This window comes from Massilia sp. GER05 (assembly GCF_052056005.1).
Classification (GTDB): domain Bacteria; phylum Pseudomonadota; class Gammaproteobacteria; order Burkholderiales; family Burkholderiaceae_D; genus Telluria; species Telluria orientalis.
The window spans coordinates 6,215,361-6,242,254 of the sequence record NZ_CP178858.1 but is presented as its reverse complement, the minus strand read 5'-3'; the positions used below and the strand labels follow the sequence as shown (position 1 = coordinate 6,242,254).

Below are 26,894 nucleotides of genomic sequence, written 5' to 3'. Positions count from 1 at the left end.
GTGCGGCTCCCAGAATGAGCAGGCTATAACAAGAGTTCCACCCCATCCCCAAGGAAACCCATTGAACAACAACCACGTGGCTGCCAACATGAACACATCCTCTCCTACGACTCCGAAGCGCGTGCTGTGCGCCGCGCTGATCCTGGTTGCGGCAACCTTGAGCGCGTGCGGCGACAAGGCGAAAGAAAAGAAACCCGGCCAGGCGCTGGCGAGCGTGAATGGGGAAGAGGTTACGGTACTCCAGCTCAACGAGGAGCTGCAGCGCGCAGGCGTCTCCGCCGCCCAGCAGGATGCCGCCAGCAAGCAGTTGCTGCAGGTTCTCATCGACCGCCAGCTACTGCAGGAAGCGGCCGCCAAGGAAAACCTCGACCGCGATCCCAAGGTCATGCAGGCGATCGACCGCGCCAAATCGCTGATCGTCGCTCAGGCCTATCTGCAAAAGCGCGTCGGCAACGTGGCGAAGCCGACGCCGGCGGAAGTCGAGGACTACTACAACAAGCATCCCGAATTCTTTTCCAACCGTAAGCAGTTCAGCATGAACGAACTCGTGATCTCCGCCAACGACCTGACGCCCGAGGTGCGCAGCGCGGCCGACAGCGCCAAGTCGCTGGAAGAGGTCGCCGTGTGGCTGGACACGCACAAGATCAAGTACGGCCGCAACCAGGTCACGCGCTCGACGGCCGACGTGCCGCCGCAGCTGTCCTCGAAGTTGCTGGGCATGCCCAAGGGGCAGCTGTTCGTCGTCAAGGAAGGGCCGCGCGCGATGTTCATTTCCGTCGCCGAAGTCAAGGATGCACCGGTCTCGCTGCAGGTCGCCTCGAACCAGATCGAGCAATTTCTCGTGAACCGCAAGAACAAGGAACTGGCCGCGGCCGAGCTGCAGCGCCTGCGTTCCACCGCAAAGATCGAGTACCTGAACAAATCGATGGTGCCCGATCCCAAGGCCGCGCCGGCGAGCGCAGTGGCGAATGCCGATCCCGCCGCGGCGGCACCCGCCGCCATGCCCGCGGCCGACAACGCACCAGCCGACAACGCATCCGGCGCCGACAAGGCAGCGCTGGACCGCGGCGTCGCCGGACTGAAGTAATCCCAACATTGACGACCCATAAGGAGTGAAGAAGATGAAACGACTCGTACACTGGATGGTTGCGGCAGTCCTCATGCTCGGCGCGGGCGTGGCGGGTGCGGCGGAAATCCTGCTGGGCCCGGGCGACGTGGTCAAGGCATCGGTCTACGGCAGCCCCGACCTTGCAATCGAGACGCGCGTCTCGGAAGGCGGCACCATGACGTTCCCGCTGCTGGGCGAAGTGCAGGTCGGTGGCCTGACGACGCAACAGGCGGAAAAGAAAATCGGCGGCCTGCTCGAAAAGGGCGGCTACCTCAAGAAGGCCCAGGTCAACCTCCTGATCACCACGCTCGCGAGCCAGCAGGTGTCGGTGCTGGGCCAGGTCAACCGTCCGGGCCGCTACCCGGTCGACGGCCCGCGCAAGGTGCTCGATCTGCTGGCGCTGGCCGGCGGCATCGGCCCGGAAGGCGGCGACATGGTCAGCCTCGTGCGCACCCGCAACGGCGTCACCACGCGCGAAACCATCGACGTCGTCGACATGGTGCGCAAGGGTGAACTGAACCGCGATTACGAAGTCGCCGGCGGCGACATCATCTTCGTCGAGCGTGCGCCGCGTGCCTACATCACGGGCGAAGTGCAGCGTCCGGGACCGTTCCGCCTGGAACGCGCGATGACCGTCCAGCAGGCGCTGTCGGCCGGCGGCGGCCTGACCCAGCGCGGCACGCAGCGCGGCCTGCGCATCACGCGCCGCGACGCGAACGGCGCGGCGCACACGATCGAAGCGAAGGCCGACGACCTGGTCCAGGTCGACGACGTCATCACGGTCAAGGAAAGCTGGTTCTAACGCAGGGGTAGCGCCCGGTTCTTTGTTCCACTCCGTTTTAAAGGTTCATCATGAACGTTCATCAATTCCTGCTGATCTTGCTTGCACGGAAGAAGATCATCCTGACGACCCTGCTGGTCACGGTCGCGCTGGCCCTCGGGTTCAGCCTGATCCAGGCCAAGACGTACAAGGCAACGGCATCCGTTCTGTTGAACTACAAAGGCGTGGATCCATTGACCGGGCTGACGATGCCGGGGCAACTGCTGCCGGGCTATATGGCGACGCAAATCGACATCATCAGCAGCAAGAACGTGGCGCTGCGGGTCGTCGACGCGCTGCACCTGGCGAATAGCCCGGCCGTCGTCGAACAGTTCAAGGATGCGACCGAGGGCAAGGGTTCGGTGCGCGACTGGCTGGCCGACCTGCTGCTGAAGAAACTGGAGATCGTCCCGTCGCGCGAATCGTCCGTCGTCGAGATCAGCTTCAAGGGCGCGGACCCCGCGTTCGCGGCCGCGGTGGCGAATGCGTTCGCCGACGAGTACCAGAAGATCACCGTCCAGCTGAAGACCGATCCGGCCAAGAAAACGGCCTCGTACTTCAACGAACAGACCAAGCAGTTGCGCGACAACGTCGAGGCCGCGCAGGCCCGCCTGTCCAAGTACCAGCAGGAAAAGGGCATCGTCAGCCTCGACAACAACCGCGTCGACGTCGAACTGGCGCGCCTGAACGACCTGTCCGCGCAGTTGGTGGCGGCGCAGACGGCCGCGATGGAAGGCACAGCGCGGCAGGGCGCCGCCGGCTCCGCGCTGACGTCGCCGGACGTCGCCAACAACGCCCTGATCCAGACGATGCGCGCCAACGTCGCCCAGGCGCGCGGCAAGTTCGCCGACACGTCGCAGCGCTACGGCAAGAACCACCCGCAATACCAGGCCGCCAAGGCCGAGCTCGACAAAGTCCAGGCCGAGCTGAATGCCGCGTTGGGCACCGTCTCGCGCAGCGTGGGCGCGAATGCCCAGGTGCTGCGCCAGCGCGAGGCGGAACTGCGTGAAGCGGTGGCCCAGCAAAAAGCGAAGGTGCTGGAAATGAACCGCGCCCGCGACGAACTGGGCGTGCTGCTGAAAGACCTCGACAGCGCCCAGCGCGCGTTCGATTCCGCGTCGCAGCGCTTCTCGCAGACGCGCATCGAGGCGCAGTCCGAGCAATCCGATATCTCCCTGCTGAACCCGGCCGTGGCGCCGACGCAGCCGTCGGGCCCGCGCGTGCTGCTGAACACGCTGATCGCGTTCCTGCTGGGCACGATCCTCGGTGTCGGCCTGGCGCTGCTGCTGGAACTGCTGAACCGTCCGGTGCGTTCGGCCAGCGACGTCAAGGACATGCTGGGCATCCCCGTGCTGGGCACGATCGAATGGAAGTCGCCGCGTGGGCGGACGGGGGGCATCCGCTCGCTGATGACGCCGCGCCGCCTGCTCCGTCTTAACTGATCCTGGATTCCACCATGAACTCTCCGATATTCAACACGCTGCCCGCCGATCATGGGCTTGAACGTCTCGGGTCCCGAGACCAGCATGGGTGCCTTGCTGCTCGACTCGGGCAAGCTCAAGCCTGAAGACGCCGAACGCGTGCTGCGCATGCAAAAGGAGACCGGCATCCGCTTCGGCGAAGCGGCCGTGCGGCTGGGCCTGGTCAGCGAGGACGACATCCAGCAGGTGCTGGCGCGCCAGTTCTCGTACCCGTATCTGCAGAAGGGCCAGGCCGGCCTGTCGCCGAAGCTGCTCGCCGCGTACGATCCGTTCTGCCCGCAGGTCGAATCGCTGCGCGCGATCCGCAGCCAGCTGATGCTGCGCTGGTTCGCGCGCGGGCGCCGCGCGCTGGCCATCGTCGGCGTGGATCCGGAAGACGGCTCCGCGTTGTTCGCGTCGAACCTGGCGATCGTGTTTTCCCAGCTGGGCGAGCAGACCCTGCTCGTGGACGCGAACCTGCGCGCCCCGCGCCAGCAGGACGCGTTCGCGCTCAAGCCGCGCCAGGGCCTGTCCGACCTGCTGGCCGGCCGCGCCGACCTCGACGTGATCGCGCGGGTGCCGGCGTTCATCGACCTGTCGATCATGCCGGCCGGGACGCTCCCGCCGAACCCGGGCGAACTGCTGGCGCGCGAAGGCTTCCGCAACCTCAACACGCAGCTGGAAAGCCGCTACGACGTCGTGCTGTACGACGTGCCGCCATTCCAGCTCGGCATGGATTCCGTCGCGGTGGCGAGCCGCGCGGGCGGCGCGCTGCTCGTCACGCGCAAGAACTACACGCGGATCTCGCACATCGGCCGCGCCGCCGAGCAACTCGTCGACGCCGGCTGCGAAGTCCTCGGCTCCGTGGTGATGGAGTTCTGACATGGACACCGGAGCACGCGCCAGCACCGTGCGGCAGCATGCACCGGACCTGCGTGCGCTGCGCGGCGTCCTGCCCGAATGGTGGCCGGTCTTCCTGGGCCTGGCCATCCTGTTCGTCCCCACGTTCTACGACCTGTTCACCGGCGCCTGGGTCGGCGAGGAGCAGGGCCACGGGCCGATCATCTTCGGCCTCGCGCTGTGGCTCATCTACCGCAAATGGCCGGACGTGCTCGCGGCGACGACACCCCCGCGCGCCAGCTGGGCCGGCTGGCCCATCCTCGCCATCGGCCTGGTCGCCCACCTGCTGGGCCGGTCGCAGAACATCCTGATGCTGCAGATCGTCGCGATCATCCTCGTGATGGCGGCCGTGCTGCTCGTCAAGCGGGGCGGCCGCGCCCTCCGGGTGCTGTGGTTCCCGTTCTTCTTCATGCTGTTCATGGTGCCGCTGCCCAGCGAATTCGTCGCCGCGGTGACGATGCCGATGAAGATGGCCGTGTCGTGGGCGACGGAACACCTGCTGTTCGCGTTCGGCTACCCGATCAGCCGCTCCGGCGTGATCCTGCAGATCGGCCAGTACCAGCTGCTCGTGGCGGACGCGTGCGCCGGCCTGCAGACCCTGCTGACCCTGGAAGCGCTGGGCCTGTTCTACCTGAACCTGATGCGCCACCCGTCCGCGTTCCGCAACATCGGCCTCGCCCTGTTCATCGTCCCGATCTCGTTTTCCGCCAACGTCATCCGCGTCGTCGTGCTCACATTGATCACGTATTACTTCGGCGACGCGGCGGGGCAGGGTTTCCTGCATGGGTTCGCCGGCATGGTCCTGTTCGTCACGGCGCTCGTGCTGATCCTGTCCATCGACTCCGCCCTGCAATGGTGGGCGCGGCGCAGGGAGGTGGCATGAACCGCAGATTCATGGCCAGCGTGGTCCTGGGCGTGGCAATGGCGGGCACGTCCGCGCTGACGGGCGCACTCACGCCGAAGCAGAAGGTGGCCGCCGTGCAGGAGCGGTTCGACCTCGAGGCGATGATCCCGAAACGGTTCGGCAACTGGACGGTCGACAACACCGTCGTGCCGCTCACGCCCGACGAGACGCAGAAGGAACTCATCGCCACGCTGTATGACCAGACCCTGGCGCGCACCTACGTCAACGATGCGGGCCAGCGCGTGATGCTGTCGATCGCATACGGCGGCGACCAGAGCAAGCAGCTGCAGCTGCACCTGCCCGAAGTCTGCTACGTGGCGCAGGGCTTCGACATGGTGCAGGATCACAAGGCCGAGCTCGCCACGCACTACGGCAGCGTCCCCGTGAAACGCCTCGTCGCGCGCCAGAACGCGCGCAACGAACCGATCACGTACTGGGTGACGGTCGGCGACAAGGCCGTGATGTCCGGCCTGGGCCAGAAATACCAGCGCTTCCTGTACGGCCTGACGGGCAAGATTCCCGACGGCATGCTGGTGCGCGTGTCGACCATCGAGGCCGACGAACACAGCGCCTACCGCGTGCAGGACCGCTTCGTGAACCAGATGCTGGATGCCATGTCCCCGCACGACCGCACCAAGCTGCTGGGCGCGGCCACCAACAAGGGCTGACGGGACATGCAGAACTTCCTCCTGGTCTTCTATACCTCGCTGCCGTTCATCGCCGTCGTGGTGCTGGCCATCATGGCCGTGGCCGGGATGGGCGTCGGAATGGTGTGGCCGCGCTTCCTCGCGTACGTGTACATCGCCGTGTTCTTCTTCAAGAATTCGACGAGCTACGGTTCGCTGGCGACCGCCGCCGCGCCAGGCATCTACAGCCGTGGCTCCGGGGTACTGTTCTTCCCGCTGCTGCTGTGGTGCATGGCGGGGGCGTGGTGCTGCGCGCGCGTGTCGGCCGGCTTTCAGCGCTATCCGGCCCCGCCGTGCAACCTGCGGCCGTGGTTCCTCGCCTGGAGCTTGCTGCTGGGTGGCCACGTCGCGGTGGCGCTGTTCTCCAACGTGACCCTGGCGGAAGCGCTGGCCCCGTCCGGCTTTTCCAACATCATCTGGATGGCGCCGCTCGTTTCGCTGATGCTGCTGGCGTTTCGCACCCGCGAGCACGCGATCGAACTGTCGCGCTTCATCATGCTGGCGGGCCTCGGGCGCGCCCTGTTCGGCCTTGCGCGCTGGGCCTTCCTCGGCGGCGACCCGAACAACGTGTATGCGAACATGAACGCCATCAAGATCAAGCTGACGTTCTTCGACATCAACGACAGCCTGCTGTGCACGATCGCGTTCGCCATCGCCGCCGTCAACCTGTTCCAGGTGGTGAAAAACAGGCGCTCGCTGTTCTGGACCGCGATCGACTGGTCGACCCTGCTCGCGACGGCCGCGTGCATCGTGCTGTCGTACCGCCGCAGCGCGTGGATCGGCTTCGTGCTGGCCTTCCTGATCATCATGATGCGTTTCCCGCTGCAGCGCCGCATCCACATGATGGCGCTCGGCGCGCCCGTCCTCGGCGCCGGCCTGCTGTATGCGGCGTTCAAGCGCCTGGGCCATACGAAGGGCGCGGGCGGCGGATTCTCGAGCCTGTTCTACGACATGGAATCGAAGCGCTTCGGCGCCGAAAGCGAGCGGGTGCTGGAATTGAAATTCGCGCTGGCCGATTTCATCTCGCACCCGCTCACCGGCATCGGCACGTGGGGGCGCTACACGGGCTACCAGCACATCTCGTGGCAGGCGGGGCAGGACGGCGGCCTGTTCCTGCACAGCGGCGTGCTGCACATCGCCCTGAAGGCCGGGCTGCCCGGCCTGATCCTGCTGGGCGGCACGATCTGGGCGTTCACCCGACTCGCGCGCCGCGCCCTGCGCACGTTGCCGCCCGACCTGCTGGGCCTGGCGACGGCCGGCGCCGCGGGCCTCGCGTTCATGCTGCCCGACCTGCTCGTCGGCACGCCGTTCCCGCAGGTGCGTACGACGCAGATGCTGGCGATCTGCCTCGCGCTGCCTTACGTGGCGATGGCCGTGGCCAGCGCGCAACCGGCCGTGCAGCCCGTCGAGTCCCGCAAGCGCCGCCACGTCAACCTGGTGCCGGCGCACGTATGAACCTCAGCCTCGTCCGCAACGCCTTCTCGAACCTGCTGGGCGCCGTGATCCCCGCGCTGGTGGCGCTGGGCACCGTGCCGCTCGTCGTGCAAGGGCTGGGCGACGCGAACTATGGCGTGTACTCGCTCGTGACGGCGATCGTCGGCTATTTCGCCGTCATCGACATCAATGTCACGGCCGGCTCCGTGAAATACATCGCGGAATTCAACGCCCACAAGGATCAGGAACGCATAGCCGAGACCCTTTTCTTCGGCCTGTCCGTGTACTCGCTGCTGGGCCTCGTCGGCGGGCTGGGCCTGTTCTTCGGCGCCCACTTCTTCGTCACCCGCGTGTTTTCCGTGCCGGCGGCGCTGGAGCACGAAGCGGTCGCGACACTCCAGCTGGCCGCGCTCGGCTTCTTCCTCGGCCAGTTGCAGAGCTATCTGCAAAGCGTGCCCCAAGCGCTGATGCGCTACGACATCGCGAGCCGCATCGAAATGCTGTTCGGCACCGGCGTGCCGCTGTTGACGGTGGCCGTGCTGATGCTGGGCTATGGCTTGTTTGAAGTGATCCTGCTGCGCGTCATCATGAGCGCGATTAATTGCGCCGTACTGTGGCGCAGCATCCGCCGCCTGCTGCCGGACCTGCGCTACCGTAAGCCGGGTGCGGCGATCCGCAAGGAATTGCTGGGCTTTTCCGCGTACTCGTTCCTGAGCCGCTTCGCGACCTTGTCCTACGCATATGCCGACAAGCTCATCATCGGCGCGCTGGTCGGCGTGACCGGGCTCGCCTACTTCACCGTCGCGTCCACGCTCGCGAACCGTATCCTCAGCCTCACGTACCGCCTGTCCGGCGTGTTCTTCCCGGCCGCGAGCGCGCTGGCGGCCCGTGGCGAGCTCGAGCGTTTGAACCAGTTGTACCTGAAGGCGAGCCGCTACGTCGTGTTCATCAACGCGTCCGTGCTCGTGCTCGTCGCCGTGTTTTCGTACCAGATCCTGTTCTACTGGATGAACCCGCAGTTCGCCCGCGCGGGGCAGGTCGTGCTGGCCGTGATGGCGCTGTCGCAATTCATCGATTCGCTGACGAGCCTGCCCTCACTGGTGAACGACGGCATGGGCCATCCGCGCTTTTCCGGCATGTTCGCGCTGGCGCGCGCCCTGTTCGGCCTGCTGGTCGTCTACGTGGGCGTCGCGGGCTGGGGCATCGACGGCGCCGCGTGGGGCCATCTGATCGCGTCGGTGCTGCTGACGTGCGCCTTCCTCGTCGCCGTGCACGGCCGCACGGTGCCCGCGCGGCTTGGCGAGCTCGTCCGTAAAGCCTATCTGCCCAGCGTGGCGGGCGTGGCCGTCGTCGCGGCCGTCGCCAGCGCGGGCAACCGCCTGTTCGACGGCGGCCCGGTCGATCTGCTCCTGCTCGTGCTGCTGACGGCGGGCCTGCTGCTCGCGTACGGCAGCCTGTTCGTGATCGACCGCGACGACAAGAACCTGGCATGGACGCGGGTGAAGGGGTTGTTATCGATGAGGAAAGCGGCTTGAAAGTCTTGATGGTGTCGGAAGACTTGCCGGGCACGCAGGTGGGCGGCCTGGGCAAGCATGTTGTGACGTTGTCGAACGCGCTGCTCGAGCTGGGGCACGAGGTCGACATCATGGGACGCAGCGACCGGTTCCACGGTGGCAGCGCGGCCGAGATCGGCTTCAAGGGACGCGTGCTGCCCGGCTTCGATTTTTCCCGGCCGGGGTGGAAAGAGTCGCAGCTGGGCTTCTTCAATCCCGTCAAGCGGCCATGGTTTGCGCGCAGCATCGCGCGCGCGCTCTTGCGCGAGGCGGGCAAGTACGACGTCGTGCACTACCACGGCCACTTGCCGATGGCGGGGCGCTACGTGCCGCGCAGCGTCAACTTCGTGCAGACGCGCCACGACCAGGGCAGCGAATGCGTGATCCATTTGCGCTTCAGGCAGGAACACGTGTGCACGACGCTCGACGCGCGCGACTGCGCAGCCTGCATCCACCCGGCGCCGAACGCGGTGCGGCGCGAGATGTCCGGGCTGGCCGTGCGCCGCTACCGGTCGGAGACGGCGGAAGCGTTCTCGCGCCACAAGACGATCTTCGTGTCCGACTTCCTGCGCCAGGCATTCCTGCGCGCCGTGCCGGACGCGGACCTGTCGCGCGCGCGCGTGATCCACAACTTCATCCGCTACCCGTACCTGCGCGAGCGCGCGGCGCGGCCCGACGAGGTGAGGGCGGGGGAGGTCCTGCTCGTCGGCCGCATCGATGCCGGCAAGGGCTTCGGCGAATTCCTCGCGCAGGTGCAGGGCTGGCTGCCGAAGCATGCGCGCGTCACCATCATCGGCGACGGTCCGCTGCGGGGCCAGCTGGAGCGCCGCCATGCGAACGGGCAGGTGCGCTTCCTCGGCTGGCTGCCCTACGACGAGGTGATCCGCATGTCGGCGCGCAGCCACGTGCTCGTGATCCCGTCCGTGTGGGAAGAACCGTGCGGCACCACCGTGCTGGAAGCGCTGGCCCTCGGCAAGCAGTGTCTCGCGCTGGCACGCGGCGGCACGCCGGAGCTGGCCGCGTACCAGTATTACGACGGCCAGCTGCAACTGGCCGAGACCATGCCGCGGCTCGTGGAGCGGCTGGCCCACATCCTGGGCCGTGCGCCGGTGACGGTGCCGCTGCCCGATGCCTTCCCGATGGACGTGTTCCACGCCGTCCCCCAGATCCTGGACTTCTATCACGAGTGATCCCATGAACAAACCGACCTTTTCGATCGTCACGTGCACCTGGAACAGCGCCGCCACCCTGGCCGACACCCTCGCATCCGTCCAGCGGCAGACCTGCCAGGACGTCGAGCACATCTTCGTCGACGGCGGTTCCACCGACGGCACGCTGGAGATGATCGCGGCGTACCCGGGCCGCAAGCGCGTGCTGCGCGACGTGGGCGGCGGCATCAGCCGCGCCATGAACCAGGGCATCGAGGCGGCCACCGGCGAGTACGTGGCGCACCTGCATTCGGACGATTACTACGCCAGCGACGACGTGCTGGAACTCGTCGCCGAGCGCTTCGCCAGCGAGCGCGTGGACTGGGTGTTCGGCACCGTGCAGGTGTTGAAGGATGGGCAGCTGATTCCGCCGTACCGCATGGTGCCGTTCAGCTACCACGCGTTCGCGGCGGGCCGCGCGTCCGTGCCGCATCCGGCCGTCTTCATCCGCCGCAGCGCGTTCGGCCGCGTGGGCATGTTCGACGAAACGCTGAAATACGCGATGGACATCGACCTCTGGCTGCGCCTGGGCAAGGTGGCGCGGCCGGCCACGATAGCCCGGCCCTTGACCGTGTTCCGCGACCATGCGGGCAGCGTCTCGTCCGCCAACAAGATCAAGGCGCGCCAGGAGGAGTTCCAGGTCCGGCGCCGCTACCTGAAGGAGGCGCCGCTCGCGTTCGGCATCTATTGCCTGCGCTACGCCAGGCGCATGCGCGCTCTGCGCGCCGAGGCGCATGCCGGCGTACCGGTAATGCAATCGTAATGTCTGTTCCAGATCAGATAAATAACATGATTGTCGAAGTGATTAAATCGATGGCGAATTCATAAACTTTGCCGAAATAGCCGCACAGTTTTCAAAAAGTCTTTTCTGTAAAAAAACGGCTTTTAGCTGCCTGGAAATATTACCGTTAATAAGGGGTCTACAGGGTCGTCCGATTTGTGGGGTATACGAGAAAAATCTTTGATTTCTAAGGGAATTTTTCCGCGAGAAAATTTATTTGCGGTACTATTTCTCGTATCGAACAGCGCTCATTTGCATCAGCAGAGCGCTTCAAGCAAATCGGGCCCTGGCTTCCTGCCGACGGGCTGACCCTCTAGTCGTCCAGTTAATATTTCTCGGAGCAAGCACATGAAATTTCACCGGAAGGGCGTTGTCGCCGTCGCCGCACTGTCGTCGCTGTTGATGTCGTTCAGCGCGCGCGCCGACTGGGCCCAATCCACCGATCCCCTGGTCGTCCAGCCCGCGCCGGCCAATGGCGCCGTGCAGGCACAGAACCCGCCGGGTTTCGCCTGGGCGCGTCATCCGACCGGCCCGGCCAGCTACGAGATCGAGATCACCCCGTCGGGCGGCTCGCCGGTGAAGGCGACGGTCGAGCGCAACTGGTACCTGCCGACCAAGGCGCTGGCACTGGGCAATTACACGTGGCGCGTGCGCGCGGCCGGTTCGACGGAATGGTCGACCCCGCGCGCGTTCGCGATCACGAGCAAGTCGACCGTGTTCGAAGTGCCCGACAACGCCACGCTGCGTTCGCGCATCCTGAACAAGGCGCGCCCCCGTTCGCTGGCCCCGTCCTTCACCGCGTACTCGACGTGGAGCTCGGCCAAGAAGGCCGACCTGGATCCGTACGTGAGCCGCCTGATCAACGAAGTCAAGCTGCAGATGACGGCGCTGCCCGAGCTGTCGGATTCGCGCTGGCCGATCGTGATCGCGTCGCCGCTGACGGCGCAGATGGCGTCGCAGCAGACCGACGTGCGCAACCGCATCAACGAATCGTCGCGCCAGCTGGAAGCGGCCGCGGTGCTGTGGCGCCTGAAGAAGGACCCGGTCCACCTGGCCGAAGCGCTCAAGCGCGGCGACCAGCTGGCCGCGCTGAATCCGGCCGGCCCCACCAGCTACGCCAACCAGGACCAGGCCACGCGCCAGATCGCGCTGTCGCTGCTGAAGGGCATGGACCTGCTGGCCGGTGACCTGGACGCGACCCGCAAGGCCAGGTGGCTCGCCGTCGTCAAGACGCGCGTGACGGAAATGTACGGCAACATCGCAGGCGACAACGGCCGCCTCGACCAGTACCCGTTCGATTCGCACGGCAACACGCTGATGATCTACATGGCACTGATCTCGACCCTGGCGCTGGGCGACATCCCGGAAGCGCAGACGTGGTTCGACTTCACGTTCCGCTCGTACGTGAACACCCCGTCGCCGTGGTCGGGCGCGGAAGGCGGCTACGCCAACGGCACCGCCTACGCCGAGTACGCGGCGGGCTACATGACGGCGCTGTGGGACCCGATCGTCCAGGCGACCGGCGTGAACCTGTACGCCAAGCCGTGGACCTTGGGCTTCCTCGATTTCGCGACGCAGTTCACGCCGCCGGGCTCGAAAGTCCACGCCTTCGGCGACGGTTCCGAGACGAAGCCGGACCCGCGCGTGTTCCGCGCCTTCGCCAACCGCATGGTGTCGCCGCGCGCCGCCTGGTACGTGGCGAACCTGCCGGGCCTCGAGGATTCGCTGTCCGTGGTCGAAGCGCCGTATCCGATGCCGGTGACCGGCACGACGCTGAAGATCCCGCCGTCGAACTCGGCCTACTACCCGAGCACCGGCTGGGTGGCGATGCACAGTGACATCGGCTCGACGGGCCGCACGTCGTTCTATTTCAAATCCAGCCCGTACGGCTCGTTCAACCACAGCCACGGCGACCAGAACGGCCTGCTGCTGTCGGTCGCCGGCCAGCCGCTGCTGGTGAAGGCCGGCTGGTACGACTGGTATGGTTCGCCGCTGTGGACCGACTGGTACCACCAGACCAGGTCGCAGAATGCGGTCACGTTCGACGGCGGCAAGGGCCAGGTGGTCACCGGCTACCGCGAACAGCTGCAGCGCAACGGCCGCGTCACCGGCTTCTCGGCCCAGTCGACCTACGACTACGCCGAAGGCGACGCGACCCCGTCGTACGGCGGCCAATTGACGATGGCCAAGCGCCAGATCTGGTACCTGCACGGCCAGAACGCGATGGTCGTGCGCGACAGGATGCAGGCGGTCGTCGCCCACACGTACGAGTGGAACTTCCACGCGCCGGTGGCGATGACGGTCGAAAGCCCGTCGAGCGTCAAGATCGCGGCGGGCGGCCAGTCGGTGTGCCTGCGCGACCTGAACGGCAATGCGCCGTTCGCCAAGTGGAGCGGCCCGGCGCCCAAGTCCGGCGTGACGGAAGACCACGGCGCGTTCTACCTGAAGAACGACGGCAAGTCGGCGGCCGAGTTCCTCGTCCTGATCGACGTCGGCTGCAAGCGTCCCACCACCAAGGTCGCCACGTCGGGCACGACCCGCACGCTGACGGTCGGTACGCAGTCGGTGAACCTGAACTAATTGGAACCTCGAGAAACCGTCGCGAGCGGCAGCAATGGCGTCTGAGAAGCGGAGCTGTACGCGAGTACAGTGAGCATCGCAGGACGACGTTGCAACGCGCAGCAGGTTTATCGACGTTCCAAACTCAGGCGTCACGTGGTGTCGTAACGCGCCGTGCTAGACTCGACGCGATGACGACACAGGTATTCCTGATCCAGGCACACAAGGACCTGGACCAGCTCAATGCGCTGGTCGAGCAACTGCGCGACGACGAGTTTCGCGTGGTCGTGAACCTCGACCGCAAGTGCGCGCTCGACCCGTCCGCCGTGCACCCGTTCGCGCGGCTCGTGCGCGACCGCGTCGACGTCCACTGGGGCACGTTCAGCCAGGTGCAGGCGGTGCTCAACGCCCTTGTACAGATCGTGGCCGAGGTGCCCGATTTCGACAAGGTCGTCTTCCTGTCCGCCCAGGACTTCCCGTTGCTGTCGAATGCGCGCCTGAAAGAAGCGCTCGCGCGCCACGCCCACCAGGAACTGCTGGACACCGTCGCCATCGGCACCGGACCGGGCCAGTGGGCGGCCGGCTTCCGCTACCAGTATTTTTACTGCGACGACGGCCCGCGCCTGCTGCGCACCGCCTGCCGCATCGCCAACCGCGCGATGCGCGCGACGGGCATCGTGCGCCGCCTGCCGGGCGGCATGCGGCCGTACGGCGGCTCGTCGTGGTGGGCGCTGTCGCGCGCCTGCGTGCAGGACATCCTCGCGCGCGTCGCGCGCGACCCCGGCCTCGTGCGCTTCTTCCGCCGCTGCGCGTGTCCGGACGAGATGTTCTTCCAGACTCTCGTGATGAATTCGCCGTTCGCATCCCGCGTGCTGGGCCAGAACTTCCGCTACGTCCAGTGGCCCGAACACGGCGCCCGCAACCCGAAAATCCTCGACGAAGCCGACTTCGAGCGCATCGCCGCGTCGCGCGCCCACTTCTGCCGCAAGATCGACAGCGAGGCCAGCGCGGCGCTGCTGCCGCGCCTGATCGCGCTCCGCGCGGCTTGATATCCACGGGTCACCGACCCGACACTCCAACGATGCGCGGGGGGCGCATCCCGGCCAGCGCCAGCGCCGCATCGAACGCGTCCAAGCGATGTCTGGCCCGGGCCTGCGTGGCGGGCACATCGTCGACTCCTCGCTCGTGGCGCGGCCCGCCTGCCGCCTGAACATGGCCCGCGTCGCAGTGTCACGCGTTCTTTCCGACCTCTGCCATGCTGCGGAAAAACTGAACTCAACGTTCCAGAAATCCTGAGAATACGGATCGTTTTGATCTTTATAATTCTGGCCAGATTTCGAACGATTATTGGTTTCGGCTTATTGAGGACGTATATGGATAAATTTCTTGACGGGCTGATGTCCGCGCTTGCTTCACTCTTCGAGGGCAATATGGGATGGGCTATTTTGCTGCTCGCCCTTACGGTACGGTTGGCCTTGCTGCCTCTGACGCTGCACCTGTCCCGCAAAATGCTCGTCAACCAACGAAAAATCCGCGACCTCCAGCCCCAGGTCGACGCGATCAGGGAACGCATGAAGCACGATCCGCAGGCGATGTTCGCCGCGGTTTCAAAGCTGTACAGGCAGAACGGCGCGCACGTGATCGACCGCTCCAGCATCCTCGGCGCATTCGTGCAGTTGCCAGTCTTCGGCTTGCTCTACAAAACGGTCAGCAACGCAAGCGCGGCAGGCGGATCCTTTCTCTGGATGAGGAACCTGGCGTCGTTTGACGCGGTGCTGACAGCTGTCGTGCTGGTGCTCACCGGCATCGCAGCGTACTACCTGCCGTCCGGCTCGAACGCCCCGTCGACCGTGATGGTTGCGGTGCAAATCGCCATCACGGCCATCTTTCTGTGGAAGATGTCGGCCGGCCTGGGCCTGTACTGGGTAGCATCGTCCGGTGTCAGCATCGTCCAGAATGTCGTACTGCGCCGCGAACAGAAACGCGTCCCGCAGTCGTCCGTTTCCGACCGATGACGGATGCTCGACAAGTTCCAGCCACGCGTACCAGCATGCCTTAAGACTCGCGCAATTGTGCGCAGTGACGAGTAAGCTAGAATCGGATTCCATGCGTTGTTCATAAGGCAAGGAATCCATGCGCTCCATCCTCTTTGTCGTCCGCGATCCATTGCCCCCCATCCGCGCCGACGTGCGCACCCTGTTCGGCACCGAGATGCCCCGCTACGGCGTGGCGACGGAGCTGGTGGGGCAGGGCGGCAGCGGCGACGCGTCGCCGTGGCCGGCCGGCGGCATGCACGTCGTCGGCTCGCTGCGCAGCCGCTTCGCCAGCGTGTGCGCGCCGCTGTGGGACCTGCTGGGCCTCGTGCGTGCGCTGCGTCACGGCCGGCCCGACTGCATCCAGGTGCGCGACAAGATCGCCAGCGGCGTGCTGGGCCGCATCGTGGCCGCGCTGCTGCGCGTGCCGTTCCTTTACTGGATGTCGTTTCCCATCGTCGAAGGCTTCGAGGTCCGGCGCGACGATATCGGCCGCTCGGGCCGCGGTTTGACATGGATGGGGCATGCGCTGCGCGCCTGGGCATCGCGCGTGGCCATCTACCGCTTCGTGCTGCCCGGCGCGCGCCACGTGTTCGTGCAGAGCGATGCGATGGCCGACTGGCTCGCCGCGAAAGGTTTCGACCGGTCGACCATGACGGCCGTGCCGATGGGCGTGGACGCCCAGTTGTTCGACCGCGCCAATGTCGACCCGGTCGACGATCCGCGCCTGGATAACCGCCGCGTCGTGCTGTACCTGGGCCGCATCGCCCGTTCGCGCCGGTCCGACTTCCTGCTCGACGTGGCGGACAAGTTGCGCGAGAAAAAACCCGACGTGCTGCTCGTGATCGCCGGCGACGCCCCCTCCGACGACGAGATGGCGTGGATGCGCCGCGAAATCAAGCGGCGCCGCCTCGACGACCATGTGTTGCTGACGGGCTGGCTGCCGCAGCGCACGGCGCTCGGCTATGCCGTGCGGGCCGAGGTGGGCCTGTCGCCGATTCCGCGCGGCACCTTGTTCGACGTGTCATCGCCCACGAAGCTCGTCGAATACCTGGCGCTCGGCATCCCCAGCGTCGCCAACGATATTCCCGACCAGAAACTTGTCATCGACGAGAGCGGTGCCGGCCTGTGCGTGACGATGGAGCCGGTGCCGTTCGCCGATGCTGTGCTGCAATTGTTAAATGACGCGACGCTTGCTGCCGAGTTCGCATTACGTGGGCCACCGTACGTAACAAGCCATCGGACCTATGATATTCTCGGTAACAATGTTGCAAAAATTTATAGGAAAATCCTGGCGGAGTCGACCTAGACCATGTCGATGTGGACCTACTCGCTGAAGTGCTCGCTGCGTTCGCTCGTGCGCGAAGTGGTCCGCAACGTCTGGGGCAGGGCGTTCGTCTATCCTGGCCTCGCCGCGAACGAACGGTCGCGCGAGGCGCTCGCCGCATACGTCGCGCGGCGCGCCCGCCAGGTCGGCGTGCCGCTGGACGGCGACGGCACGTCGCTGCCGCGGCTGTCTCCCGGCAGCGCCATGCTGACGAAGGCCGACGTGCGCCAGCACCCGGAACAGCTCGTGCGACCGCGCGGCCCCGGCTCCTGGGTCCGCACGACCATCAAGACGAGCGGCACGTCCGGCTCGCCGCTGACCATCGTGCAGTCGCTCGGCAACCTCGTGCGCGAAGAGGGTTTCGTGCACCGCCAGCTGCAATGGATAGGCTGGCGCAAGGGCCAGCCGCGCGCGTGGATCCGCGGCGACATCGTCTGCCCCGACCATCCCACGGACGGCCGCTACTGGTGCCGCGACTGGGTGGGCAATATGCTCATGATGTCGTCGTACCATTTGTCGAACGAGACGATCGGCCGCTACATCGCCGAACTGGAACGCTTCGATCCCGTCGTGATCCACGCGTACCCGTCGTCGATCGCGGCGCTGGCCGCGTGGCTCAACGCGGCCGGTAGAAGCTATCGCGGACGCGCGTTGCGCGGCGTGATGACGTCGTCCGAGACGCTGGAACCAGGTGTGCGCGCGGCCGTCGAGCAGGCGTTCGGCGTGAAGGTGTTCGACTGGTACGGCCAGGCCGAGCGCGTGGCCGCCATCGGCACGTGCGAAGAGGGCCGTTACCACGTGCTCACGGATTATTCCGGCGTCGCCCTGCTCGAGACCGAGGGCGGTGCCTGCGAACTGGTCGGCACGTCGCTGAACAATGCCGCGATGCCGCTCGTGCGCTACCGCACGGGCGACACCGTGATCCCGGACGGAGCGCCTTGCCCGTGCGGCCGGGTGTTCCCGACGATCAAGGCCGTGATCGGGCGCCAGGAAAGGATCGTGACCCTGCCGGACGGCCGCATCATCGCCCGGCTCGACCGCGTTTTCCAGGGCCATGACCGGCACCTCGTCGAAGGGCAGGTGCTGTACCGCGGCGACGGCGAGTTCGTGCTGCGCGTCGTGACGGCCGACGGTTTTTCCGATGCGGACGAGCGGGCGCTGGCCGACAAGTTCCTGCTGCGCGTGCCCGGCGTGAAGGTGCGCGTCGAGCGGGTGGCGGCGATTCCGCGTGGGCCGAACGGCAAGTTCGAGTTCATCGCGATCGAGAGTTGAAGCGTGCGCACGGCCGAAAAATCATGATGTACTATCGAAATATTGTCCATTTTATAAGGGCTTGAGCGTTGGAACGACCAGCACAGATGCGGACGAAGGCCCCGCCACGGGTCCTGATGGTCGGCACCGCGCTCGAAGGCAGGGGCGGGGTGGCGGCGGTGGTGTCCGTGCTGCGCCGTCATGGCCTGTTCGAGCGCGAAGCGGTGCGCTACGTGGCGACCCACCGCGACGGTTCGCCCCTGGTGAAGGCGCAGGGCGCGCTGGCCGGGTTCTGGCAGACGCTCGTCGCCTGCCTGGTGCGGCATCCGGCCGTCGTCCACGTGCACGCGGCGTCGCACGCGAGCTTCCTGCGCAAGTCGGTCGTGCTGCTGATCGCGCGCCTGGCCGGTTGCAAGACCATTTTCCACCTGCACGGTGGCGGCTTCCGCACCTTTGCCACCGAAGAGTCGGGCACGCTGCTGCGGCGCTGGATCCGCCACACGCTGGAAGCGAGCTCGCTCGTGATCACCCTGTCCGAAGGCTGGGCCCAGTTCGTGCACGCGTTCGCGCCGCGCGCCCGCGTGGCCGTCGTGCCGAATGCCGTGCCGCTGCCGGTGCTGCCATCCCGCGACGCCGCCGTGCCCGGCCGCATCCTGTTCCTCGGCCGGCTGGAAACCGCGAAGGGCGTCCATGAATTGCTGGAAGCGGGCGCCCGTATCGTGCGCGAGGCGTCCGGTCCGACGCCGCTGCGTCTCGTGTTCGGCGGCGAAGGCGATGCGCAAGGGGTGCGCCGGCGCGCGGCCGAGCTGGGCATCGCCGAACGCATCGAGCTGCTGGGCTGGGTCGGCCCGGAGGCGCGCGACGCCGAGCTGGCGAAGGCCAGCGTGTTCTGTCTGCCTTCCCACGCGGAAGGCTTGCCGATGTCGATGCTGGAAGCGATGGCGGCACGCAAGGCCGTCGTGGCGACGCACGTCGGCGGCATTCCCGAAACCCTGCGCGACGGTGACAACGGCCTGCTGGTGCCGCCGCGCGACGAACGGGCGCTCGCCAGGGCGCTGGCACGACTCCTGGGCGATACCGCCCTGCGCGACCGGCTGGCCGAACGTGCGCGCGCAACCATCGAACAACAATACTCAACCGAGGTGGTGTGCGGGCAATTGTCCGCTATCTACCGTGAACTGGCGGGGACACGATGATGAGCGAAGCGACAGGGATGGTCTGGCTGGTCAACCGATTGCGCTGCATGTCCGTGGCCGAGGTCGGCTATCGGATCCAGCAGGCGGCGCTCACGCGCGTGGCGAAACGCATGCGCGCCCGCGCCGCGCCGCCGCTGCCCCGGGCCCGCACGTTCAGCGTCCACGGTGCCCCGACCCTGTCCCAGGCCGAGCGCGACGCGCTGCTGGCGGACGCCGACAGCATCTGCGCCGGCCACGTCGTCCTGTTCGCCAACCGCCGGTTCGACGTCGGCATGCCGCCCGTGTGGAACCGCGATCCGGACACCGGCGTCGTGGGGCCGGGCATCTACGCGGGCGACATCACGATCACGAACCGCGAACAGGTCGGCGACATCAAGCACGTGTGGGAACTGAACCGCCACCTGCACCTCGTGCGCCTCGCGCAGGCGTGGGCCGTGACGAACGACGTCGCCTGGCTGCACGCGCTGCAGACGCAGCTGCGCAGCTGGCTCGACCAGTGCCCGCCGCTCGTCGGCCCCAACTGGACGAGCTCGCTGGAACTGGGCATCCGCCTCATCAACTGGGGCCTCGTGTGGCAAATGATCGGCGGCGAGGGAAGCGGCCTGTTCGCAGGCGAGGAGGGCCAGCGCCTGCGCGCCGACTGGCTGGACAGCATTCACGCCCATTGCAGCGCGATCGCGCGGCACCTGTCCCGCCATTCGTCGGCGAACAATCATTTGATCGGCGAACTGGCCGGCCTGTACGTGGGCGCGTCGATCTGGCCGTGCTGGAAGTCGTCGGGCGCGTGGCTGGAACAGGCGCGGCGCGAACTGGAGCACGAAGCGCAGGCGCAGTTCTCGCGCGACGGTGTGAACCGCGAGCAGGCGTTCGCGTACCACATCTTTTCCTCCGAATTCCTGTTCGTGGCGGGCCTCGTCGGCCAGGCCTGCGACCACCCGTTCTCGCGCGCCTACTGGACCGCCTTGCTGCGCGCGCTGCGTTTCCTGCGCTCCGTGCGCGACCTGAAAGGCAACGTGCCGATGGTCGGCGATGCGGACGACGGCATCGTGTTCCGGCTGGATTCTCCCGCCAACGACCGCGCCGAACAATTGCTCGCGCTGGGCGACGCTGTGCTGCGCCGCATGCCGCCCACGCATCCGGGCGTGCGCTGGCTGCTGCACACCTTGCCCGGCAAGCGGCCGGAAGCGGATCCGCACGAATCGGAGACGGGCTGGGCGTTCCCGGACGGGGGTTATTTGCTGTTCGGGTCGCACTTCGGCGAGCCGAACGAAATCAAGGGCATGGTCGATTGCGGCCCGCTGGGCTATCTCGGCATCGCCGCGCACGGCCACGCGGACGCGCTGGCGCTGACCCTGTCCATCGGCGGCGAAGAGTGCCTCGTCGATCCCGGCACGTATTCGTACTGGCAGGAACCCAAGTGGCGCGATTACTTCCGCGGCACGTCGGCGCACAACACGGTGCGGATCGACGGGCTCGACCAGTCGGTCTCGGGCGGACGCTTCATGTGGCTGAAAAAGGCGCGGGCCTCGATCGAGCGCATGCCGCAATCGCCGCACGAATTCGATTTCCGCGGTTCGCACGACGGTTACGAGCGCCTCGCGGATCCCGTCCGGCACATGCGCAGCGTCCGGTTCGACGCGGCGAGCGCAACTCTGGTGGTGCGCGACGAGATCGCCGCCAAGAAACATCACCAGGTCGAGCTGTTCTGGCATTTCGCGCCCGGCCTGGACGTGCGCCTGAACAGCGCCGGCCTGCACGTGCGGGGCAAGCGCTTCGCGCTGCAGATGCATGCGCACGGCGCGGACCTGAAGCTGGAACTGGTGCGCGGCAACGAAAACCCGCCGCTCGGCTGGTACTCGCGCTGCTATGAAAGCAGGCAGCCATGCGACGTTCTGAAGGTCAGCACCGTATCGTCCGCCGTTCCGGTCGAGTGCAAGTTTACAATAACGTTTTTCTAACAGCGTTTTTCCATAATTTCCATAACTAAAGGGATTGTTTCAAATGCTCATCTATCTGGTCGCAGGTGCCCGCCCGAACTTCATGAAAATCGCGCCGATCGTGCGCGCGCTGCAGGCACGCGCGGATGCGCCGGCGTTCAAGATCATCCACACGGGGCAGCACTACGACCGCGAGATGAACGACGTGTTCTTCGAAGAACTGGGCATCCCGCAGCCGGACGTGTTCATGGCGGCAGGCGGCGGCAGCCACGCCCAGCAGACGGCCAAGATCATGATCGGCTTCGAAGAGCTGTGCCAGGGCGAGCGCCCGGACGCCGTGCTCGTCGTGGGCGACGTGAACTCGACGCTCGCGTGCTCGATCGTCGCCAAGAAACTCAATATCCCGGTCGCCCACGTCGAGGCCGGCCTGCGCAGCGGCGACATGGCGATGCCGGAGGAAATCAACCGTCTCGTCACCGACAGCATCTCCGACTGGTTCTTCGTCACGGAACCGTCGGCCGTGGAACACCTGCGCCGCGAAGGCAAGAAGGACGGCGCGATCCACTACGTCGGCCACGTGATGGTCGACAACGTGCTGTACCAGGCCGAGAAATTGAGCAGCGCGGACACGTCCGCATTCGAGACGAGCAAGTGGAAGGCCGAACGCAAAAAAGGGGGCAACGGCGCAGGCGAGCGCTACGGCGTGGTGACCCTGCATCGTCCGAGCAACGTCGACGATGCGGCCACGTTCACGCGCATCGCCGGCGCGCTGAAGGAGATCGCGGCCGACCTGCCGCTGATCTTCCCCGTGCACCCGCGCACCCGCGCGAACCTCGAGAAATTCGGCATCGACCTGGGCCCGAACGTCACGCTGGCGGGCCCGCAGGCGTACATGGCCTTCCTGAACCTGTGGAAGGACGCGGCCGTCGTGCTGACGGACAGCGGCGGCCTGCAGGAAGAAACGACGGCGCTGGGCGTGCCCTGCGTCACGATCCGCGAGAACACGGAACGTCCCGTGACCGTGGACGAAGGTTCGAACGTGCTGGCCGGCACCGACCCGGCCGCGATCCTCCTCGAGGCGCGCAAGATCCTGCGCGGCGAGGGCAAGCAGGGCCGCCGGCCGCATCTGTGGGACGGCCGTGCGGCGGAACGCATCGTGGACGTCCTGACGAAGGAAATCCGCGGGCAAAGTTAATCATGAGGTAGACATGAACGAGCGCATCACGCTGATGGGGTGCTCCATCGACAACCTGACGATGGAAGAGACATTGCAGACGGTCGAGGGGTTCATCCATACAGGACGGCCCCATCAACACGTGGTGGTCAACGTCGACAAGCTGGTCAAGGCCAGCCGCGATCCGGAACTGCGCCGGATCATCAACGATTGCGCGCTCGTGAATGTCGATGGCATGCCGGTCGTGTGGGCGTCGCGCCTGCTGGGCCGGCCGCTGAAGGAACGGGTCGCGGGCTGCGACCTGTTCGAGGCGCTGATGCGGCGCGCGGGCGAGAAGGGCTGGCGCGTGTTCCTGCTCGGCGCCAGGGAAGACGTGGTGGGCAAGGTGGCGTCCACGTACCGGCACAGATATCCGAACCTGGTGCTGGCCGGCTACCGCAACGGTTACTGGAAGGGCGAGGCGGAAGAGGCGGACGTGGTCGAACAGATCCGCGCCGCGCGCCCCGACCTGTTGTTCGTGGCGATCAGTTCGCCGAAAAAAGAGCAGTTCCTCGGCCGCTGGCAGGCCGAGATGAAGGTGCCGTTCGCCATGGGCGTCGGTGGTACCTTCGACGTGGCGATCGGACACGTGAAGCGCGCGCCGCTCTGGATGCAGAAATCCGGGCTGGAATGGTTCTACCGTTTCCTGCAGGAGCCGCGCCGTATGTTCCGTAGATATTTTATCGAGGACATGGCCTTCATCTGGCTGTTCCTCAAGGAGTTGAAGTTGAAGGGCGCACGATAGCGTCCACGAGGTTGTAGTACACCAAAACACCAGACAGGGATGGCGCGGGGGACTCTTTCCGCGCCGACAACATAACGATGCGCGCCGGCTCCAGCAAGAGCACGGCGGCAGCAACACTTTTACGAAAGAAGAGCATTCATGAAGATTCTCGTTACTGGCGGCATGGGTTACATCGGTTCGCACACCGTCGTGGAACTGCAGAACGCCGGCCACGACGTGGTCGTGTACGACAACCTGTACAACGCGGTGCGTTCCGTGCAAGACCGCGTGCAAAAGATCACCGGCAAGCCGTTCGTCTTCGTCGAAGGCGACATCCGCGACCGCGCGGCCATGGAAGCCGTGTTCGGTGCCCACAAGATCGATGCCGTGATCCACTTCGCCGGCCTGAAGGCGGTCGGCGAATCGGTGGCGCAGCCGCTGCGCTACTACGACAACAACGTCTACGGCAGCGTCGCGCTGTTCGAGACGATGGCCAAGTTCGGCTGCAAGACGCTCGTGTTCTCGTCGTCGGCCACCGTGTACGGCGATCCGGCCTCGGTGCCGATCAAGGAGGACTTCCCGCTGTCGGCCACCAATCCGTATGGCCGCAGCAAGCTGATGATCGAAGACATCCTGCGCGACGTGTTCAAGGCCGAGCCGGACTGGCGCATCGCCCTGCTGCGCTATTTCAACCCGGTGGGCGCCCATGAAAGCGGCCTGATCGGCGAGGAGCCGAACGGCATCCCCAACAACCTGGTGCCGTACATCGCCCAGGTCGCCAACGGCCAGCGCGAAAAACTGTCCGTGTTCGGCGGCGACTACCCGACGCCGGACGGCACCGGCATGCGCGACTACATCCACGTCGTCGACCTGGCCATCGGCCACGTCAAGACCCTGGACAAGCTGGCACAGGGTGCCGGCCTGCACACGTACAACCTCGGCACCGGCAACGGCAATAGCGTGCTGGAAATGGTGCATGCCTTCGAGAAGGCCTGCGGCAAACCGATTGCCTACCAGATCGTTGACCGTCGCCCCGGCGACATTGCCAAGTGCTACGCCGACCCGACGAAAGCGCGCGAGGAACTCGGTTGGACCGCGCAGCGTGACATCGCTCAGATGTGCGCTGATTCCTGGCGCTACCAGACTACTCCAAAATAAACGTATGAGGACCGAACCATGAAAGCGATGATTCTTGCAGCAGGCAAAGGTACGCGTGTACGTCCGTTGACCTATGACCTGCCGAAACCGATGATCCCCGTGCTGGGCAAGCCCGTGATGGCCTACCTGATCGAGCACCTGCGCAAGCACGGCGTGACCGAGATCATGGTGAACGTCAGCCACCTGCACGAAAAGATCGAGGAATACTTCGGCGAGGGCGAGCAGTACGGCGTCCAGATCGGCTATTCCTTCGAAGGCTACACGAAGGAAGATGGCGAAGTCGTCGCCGTGCCGATCGGTTCGGCCGGCGGCATGAAGAAGATCCAGGAATTCGGCGGCTTCTTCGACGACACGACCATCGTCCTGTGCGGCGACGCGCTGATCGACCTGGACCTCAAGGCTGCCCTGGCGGAGCATCGCCGCAAGGGCGCCGTGGCGTCCGTCATCACGAAGGAAGTCCCGTGGGACAAGGTGTCGAGCTATGGCGTCGTCGTGACCGACCAGAATGGCCGCATCACCCAGTTCCAGGAAAAGCCGAAGCAGGAAGAGGCGCTGTCGAACTTCATCAGCACCGGCATCTACATCTTCGAGCCGGAAGTGATCGACCTGATCCCGTCGGGCGTGGAGTTCGACATCGGTTCCCAGCTGTTCCCGCTGCTGGCCGAAAAGGGCATGCCGTTCTATGCCCAGGGCCGTCCGTTCAACTGGCTGGACATCGGCAGCGTGAGCGATTACTGGGAAGTGCTGCAGAACGTGCTGACTGGTGAGGTCAACCATATGGATGTGCCGGGCATCCAGATCGAGCCGGGCCTGTGGACCGGCCTGAACACGAGCATCGACTGGCGGGGCACGACGATCAAGGGCCCCGTCTACATCGGTTCCGGCGTCAAGATCGAGGCCGGCGCCACGATCATCGGCCCCACGTGGATCGGCCATGGCAGCCACATCTGCGAGGGTGCCGAGGTCGTCCGTAGTGTGCTTTTCGAGTACACTCGCGTGCTGAACGACGTGACTTTACATGAAATGATCGTTTTCAAAGACTACAGCATCGACCGTGCCGGGGAGATGAAGCATTCCTCCGAGTACAGCTCGTCGGAGTGGCTGAACGCGCGCGACCGTCGCCGCAGCCGGCGCAAAGAGCAGGCCGAAGAAACAGACAAGACATTAGAGAAAGCCAACGCATGAAAATTTACCCAGTCATCCTCTCCGGCGGTGCCGGTACCCGTTTGTGGCCGCTGTCGCGGGCAGTGATGCCCAAGCAGCTGCTGCCGCTGGTGACGGACAAGACGATGCTGCAGGAAACCGCGCTGCGGGTCCGCGGCTGGCCGGGGTTGATGGCGCCGCTGGTGGTTTGCGGCAATGAGCACCGCTTCCTCGTGGCCGAGCAGCTGCGCGGCGTCGGCATCACGCCGCACGGCATCCTGCTCGAGCCGGCGGGCCGCAACACGGCCCCGGCCGTGGCAGCTGCGGCCGCCTTCCTGAAAGCGCAGGATCCGGACGCCGTGATGCTCGTGCTGCCGGCCGACCACGTGATCGAAAAGAACGAAGCGTTCCGCCTCGCGGTGGAACGTGCCGCGGTCCAGGTGGAGCAGGGCGCGCTGGCCACGTTCGGCATCGTGCCGAGCGCCCCGGAAACGGGCTATGGCTACATCCGCCGCGGCGAACCGCTGCCGGGCTGCGACGATTGCTACAAGATCGAGCGCTTCGTCGAAAAGCCCGACCGCAACACGGCCGAAGGCTTCGTCGCCGACGGCGGCTTTTACTGGAACAGCGGCATGTTCATGTTCCGTGCCGACCGCTTCCTGGCCGAGATCGGGAAGCACGCGCCGACGATCGCCGAGGCCGCCGGCGCCGCCGTGCAGTCGGCGTACCGCGACCTGGACTTCTGCCGCCTGGACGAAGCCGCGTTCGCCGCGAGCCCGTCCGATTCGATCGACTACGCGGTGATGGAACATACGCGCGACGGCGTCGTCGTCGCGGCCGACATCGGCTGGAGCGACGTCGGTTCCTGGTCGGCGCTGGCCGACGTGCAGGACAAGGATGCCAACGGCAATGCGATCCGCGGCGACGTCTACCTCGACAGCACGAGCAACACGCTCGTGCGCGCCGAGAGCCGCATCGTGGCCGTCGTGGGCGTGAAGGACCTCGTCGTCGTCGAGACGAACGATGCCGTGCTCGTCGCGCACAAGGACCAGGTCCAGCGCGTGAAGAACGTCGTCGACCACCTCAAGGGCAACGAGCGCACGGAACACCTGTATCACACGAAGGTGTACCGTCCGTGGGGCTATTACGAAGGCATCGACGCGGGCGAGCGCTTCCAGGTCAAGCGCATCTGCGTGAAGCCGGGCGAAAAGCTGTCGCTGCAGATGCACCACCACCGCGCCGAGCACTGGATCGTCGTGTCCGGCACGGCCCGCGTCACGTGCGGCGACAACGTCACCCTGCTGTCCGAGAACGAGTCCACGTATATCCCGATCGGCATGACGCACCGCCTGGAAAACCCGGGCAAGCTGCCGCTGCACCTGATCGAAGTGCAGTCCGGCAGCTACCTCGGCGAGGACGACATCGTCCGCTTCGAGGACATCTACAAGCGGGCGTAAGCCCACATCCCCGCGTCCGCATTTCTCGTGCGGACGCGTCTT

The 26,894-nt window shown here is 65.9% G+C and carries 22 protein-coding genes; all 22 read left to right on the top strand.

Annotated features, from left to right (window positions below; translation table 11 throughout):
• The first annotated feature begins 61 nt into the window (after nucleotides 1-61).
• On the top strand, nucleotides 62-1,087 hold the full coding sequence (locus tag ACL58G_RS27565; protein WP_413387368.1) for an EpsD family peptidyl-prolyl cis-trans isomerase: 1,026 nt from the start codon (nucleotides 62-64) through the stop codon (nucleotides 1,085-1,087).
• Nucleotides 1,088-1,121: 34 nt separating this feature from the next.
• The gene (epsE, locus tag ACL58G_RS27560; RefSeq protein WP_413387369.1) at nucleotides 1,122-1,910 is read left to right on the top strand and encodes a polysaccharide export protein EpsE; all 789 of its coding nucleotides are present in this window, start codon (nucleotides 1,122-1,124) and stop codon (nucleotides 1,908-1,910) included.
• A 50-nt stretch (nucleotides 1,911-1,960) separates the two neighbouring features.
• A complete protein-coding gene (epsF, locus tag ACL58G_RS27555) occupies nucleotides 1,961-3,370 on the top strand; it encodes a chain length determinant protein EpsF (protein ID WP_440963803.1) in 1,410 nt (469 codons plus the stop codon).
• 84 nt (nucleotides 3,371-3,454) lie between these two features.
• Entirely contained in the window at nucleotides 3,455-4,270 is an 816-nt protein-coding gene (gene epsG / locus ACL58G_RS27550; protein ID WP_440963802.1) for a chain length determinant protein tyrosine kinase EpsG, read from the top strand.
• Between the two features lies 1 nt (nucleotide 4,271).
• On the top strand, nucleotides 4,272-5,171 hold the full coding sequence (xrtB, locus tag ACL58G_RS27545) for an exosortase B (protein ID WP_440963801.1): 900 nt from the start codon (nucleotides 4,272-4,274) through the stop codon (nucleotides 5,169-5,171).
• Nucleotides 5,168-5,860 carry an exosortase-associated protein EpsI, B-type gene (epsI, locus tag ACL58G_RS27540; protein ID WP_413387373.1) on the top strand — a complete coding sequence of 231 codons (693 nt, stop codon included), beginning with the start codon at nucleotides 5,168-5,170 and terminating at the stop codon, nucleotides 5,858-5,860. Before xrtB ends, epsI begins: the two co-directional genes overlap by 4 nt.
• 6 nt (nucleotides 5,861-5,866) lie before the next feature.
• Complete coding sequence (locus ACL58G_RS27535) at nucleotides 5,867-7,333, top strand: O-antigen ligase family protein (RefSeq protein WP_413387374.1); 1,467 nt, start codon at nucleotides 5,867-5,869, stop codon at nucleotides 7,331-7,333.
• On the top strand, nucleotides 7,330-8,847 hold the full coding sequence (locus ACL58G_RS27530; protein WP_440963800.1) for an oligosaccharide flippase family protein: 1,518 nt from the start codon (nucleotides 7,330-7,332) through the stop codon (nucleotides 8,845-8,847). The genes ACL58G_RS27535 and ACL58G_RS27530 overlap by 4 nt, the downstream gene beginning before the upstream one ends.
• A complete protein-coding gene (locus ACL58G_RS27525; RefSeq protein WP_413387376.1) occupies nucleotides 8,844-10,055 on the top strand; it encodes a glycosyltransferase family 4 protein in 1,212 nt (403 codons plus the stop codon). The genes ACL58G_RS27530 and ACL58G_RS27525 overlap by 4 nt, the downstream gene beginning before the upstream one ends.
• Before the next feature lie 4 nt (nucleotides 10,056-10,059).
• Nucleotides 10,060-10,836: a glycosyltransferase family 2 protein gene (locus ACL58G_RS27520; protein WP_413387377.1), complete on the top strand. Its 777-nt coding sequence runs from the start codon at nucleotides 10,060-10,062 to the stop codon at nucleotides 10,834-10,836.
• Between the two features lie 366 nt (nucleotides 10,837-11,202).
• On the top strand, nucleotides 11,203-13,434 hold the full coding sequence (locus ACL58G_RS27515; RefSeq protein ID WP_413387378.1) for a heparinase II/III domain-containing protein: 2,232 nt from the start codon (nucleotides 11,203-11,205) through the stop codon (nucleotides 13,432-13,434).
• Between the two features lie 170 nt (nucleotides 13,435-13,604).
• Nucleotides 13,605-14,462 carry a beta-1,6-N-acetylglucosaminyltransferase gene (locus ACL58G_RS27510; RefSeq protein WP_440963799.1) on the top strand — a complete coding sequence of 286 codons (858 nt, stop codon included), beginning with the start codon at nucleotides 13,605-13,607 and terminating at the stop codon, nucleotides 14,460-14,462.
• Between the two features lie 324 nt (nucleotides 14,463-14,786).
• Nucleotides 14,787-15,428 (top strand): YidC/Oxa1 family membrane protein insertase, encoded by a 642-nt coding sequence (locus ACL58G_RS27505; protein ID WP_440963798.1) that lies wholly within the window; start codon nucleotides 14,787-14,789, stop codon nucleotides 15,426-15,428.
• 118 nt (nucleotides 15,429-15,546) lie between these two features.
• Nucleotides 15,547-16,755, top strand: a complete 1,209-nt coding sequence (locus ACL58G_RS27500) for a glycosyltransferase (RefSeq protein ID WP_440963797.1) — start codon at nucleotides 15,547-15,549, stop codon at nucleotides 16,753-16,755.
• A 3-nt stretch (nucleotides 16,756-16,758) separates the two neighbouring features.
• Nucleotides 16,759-18,045 carry a phenylacetate--CoA ligase family protein gene (locus tag ACL58G_RS27495; protein ID WP_440963796.1) on the top strand — a complete coding sequence of 429 codons (1,287 nt, stop codon included), beginning with the start codon at nucleotides 16,759-16,761 and terminating at the stop codon, nucleotides 18,043-18,045.
• 86 nt (nucleotides 18,046-18,131) lie between these two features.
• Entirely contained in the window at nucleotides 18,132-19,220 is a 1,089-nt protein-coding gene (locus ACL58G_RS27490; RefSeq protein WP_440963795.1) for a glycosyltransferase family 4 protein, read from the top strand.
• Entirely contained in the window at nucleotides 19,220-21,178 is a 1,959-nt protein-coding gene (locus tag ACL58G_RS27485) for an alginate lyase family protein (protein WP_440963794.1), read from the top strand. The genes ACL58G_RS27490 and ACL58G_RS27485 overlap by 1 nt, the downstream gene beginning before the upstream one ends.
• A 43-nt stretch (nucleotides 21,179-21,221) precedes the next feature.
• Nucleotides 21,222-22,352 (top strand): non-hydrolyzing UDP-N-acetylglucosamine 2-epimerase, encoded by a 1,131-nt coding sequence (gene wecB, locus ACL58G_RS27480; RefSeq protein ID WP_413387385.1) that lies wholly within the window; start codon nucleotides 21,222-21,224, stop codon nucleotides 22,350-22,352.
• 13 nt (nucleotides 22,353-22,365) lie between these two features.
• Complete coding sequence (locus ACL58G_RS27475) at nucleotides 22,366-23,115, top strand: WecB/TagA/CpsF family glycosyltransferase (protein ID WP_413337487.1); 750 nt, start codon at nucleotides 22,366-22,368, stop codon at nucleotides 23,113-23,115.
• Between the two features lie 138 nt (nucleotides 23,116-23,253).
• Complete coding sequence (gene galE / locus ACL58G_RS27470; protein ID WP_413337488.1) at nucleotides 23,254-24,252, top strand: UDP-glucose 4-epimerase GalE; 999 nt, start codon at nucleotides 23,254-23,256, stop codon at nucleotides 24,250-24,252.
• Nucleotides 24,253-24,270: 18 nt separating this feature from the next.
• Nucleotides 24,271-25,437, top strand: a complete 1,167-nt coding sequence (locus tag ACL58G_RS27465) for a sugar phosphate nucleotidyltransferase (RefSeq protein WP_413337489.1) — start codon at nucleotides 24,271-24,273, stop codon at nucleotides 25,435-25,437.
• A complete protein-coding gene (locus ACL58G_RS27460) occupies nucleotides 25,434-26,852 on the top strand; it encodes a mannose-1-phosphate guanylyltransferase/mannose-6-phosphate isomerase (RefSeq protein WP_413387386.1) in 1,419 nt (472 codons plus the stop codon). Before ACL58G_RS27465 ends, ACL58G_RS27460 begins: the two co-directional genes overlap by 4 nt.
• Nucleotides 26,853-26,894: the final 42 nt, after the last annotated feature.